Source organism: Natrinema limicola JCM 13563 (assembly GCF_000337475.1).
GTDB classification, from domain to species: Archaea; Halobacteriota; Halobacteria; order Halobacteriales; family Natrialbaceae; genus Natrinema; species Natrinema limicola.
Genome location: NZ_AOIT01000013.1, coordinates 1 through 238, shown reverse-complemented (window position 1 = coordinate 238; position 238 = coordinate 1). Strand labels below are relative to the sequence as shown.

Here is a 238-nt window from a genome sequence, read left to right as displayed (position 1 = left end):
CTTCGCTTCCCCTTGGGGGTCTCCAGACTCCGCACTGGAACGTACAGTTCACCGGGCCCAACGTTGGGACAGTGGCGCTCTCGTTGATCCATTCATGCAAGCCGCTACTAAAGCGGCAAGGTACTACGCTACCTTAAGAGGGTCATAGTTACCCCCGCCGTTAACAGGTCCTTCGTCCCCTTGTACGGGGTGTTCAGATACCTGCACTGGGCAGGATTCAGTGACCGTACGAGTCCTT

The 238-nt window shown here is 56.7% G+C and carries 1 rRNA gene; it reads right to left on the bottom strand.

Features of this window, described 5'->3' with window-relative positions:
• Window positions 1-238: ribosomal RNA gene (locus C476_RS19110) — 23S ribosomal RNA — on the bottom strand; the annotation flags it as partial.